The sequence below is a fragment of the Bartonella sp. AA2SXKL genome, assembly GCF_042197205.1.
Lineage (GTDB): Bacteria > Pseudomonadota > Alphaproteobacteria > Rhizobiales > Rhizobiaceae > Bartonella.
Genome location: NZ_JBHIRN010000181.1, coordinates 1 through 662, shown reverse-complemented (window position 1 = coordinate 662; position 662 = coordinate 1). Strand labels below are relative to the sequence as shown.

Annotated in this window: 2 protein-coding genes; one reads left to right on the top strand and one right to left on the bottom strand. The window is 39.4% G+C overall.

Annotated elements, in window-relative coordinates; genetic code table 11:
- Positions 1 to 190, bottom strand: a 190-nt coding sequence (locus ACFINS_RS10555) for a flavodoxin-dependent (E)-4-hydroxy-3-methylbut-2-enyl-diphosphate synthase (RefSeq protein WP_375706242.1), incomplete at its 3' end; no start/stop codon positions are given.
- 260 nt (positions 191 to 450) lie between these two features.
- Between ACFINS_RS10555 and ACFINS_RS10550 the strand changes: the two genes are divergently transcribed.
- Positions 451 to 662: hypothetical protein (locus ACFINS_RS10550; protein WP_375706241.1), on the top strand; the 212-nt coding region annotated here is incomplete at its 3' end.

The following is a 662-nucleotide window of genomic DNA, read 5'->3' as shown; positions in this document are numbered from 1 at the left end:
GAACCAATTGCGAACCGGCCTGCCAAAGAGCTGCAACTTGTGCAACTGTTGCATCAACATCAGCAGTATCCGTATTAGTCATTGATTGAACAACAATTGGACTCCTCCCCCCAACCAGCACATCACCAACCGTAACAGCAACAGATTGGCGACGTTCAAGAGGTTTAGATAAAGAATACACTGTGTTCATCAAGCCCTCAAATTTTCAAAACCTGCGTTATCGATCATCATTTACGGCAACGCTTACCAGAGCACAATTAAAAGAGTACAACTTGAAAAAAGGAATGAAAGGAACATTCTCTCATTGCACAAAAGCTCTTGGTTTCTTCGCTTCACTGAAAAGCAAGTAAGCGCACACAATGCAACCTTTCAATTTTTAAGCCGTTATAGCAAAATCCCAAACACAATTCCAACTGTATGAAACACTATAACACATGAAGGAGGAAACCCATGTGCCTATTTTCGACCCACACCAAAAATGCTAAAATTAAAAAACGCATCGCACAATTAAAAAACGAACTCGTTCCCATGAGTCGTTTGAGTTCTCATAGTAACAGCTTTGAGAACATCTCTGACATATTTGACACATGGAAACAAAAGGGTCAACACGCACTTTATCATTTCAATGAGCATGTTACAGAATTGAAAAAAAAAGTAAAAGA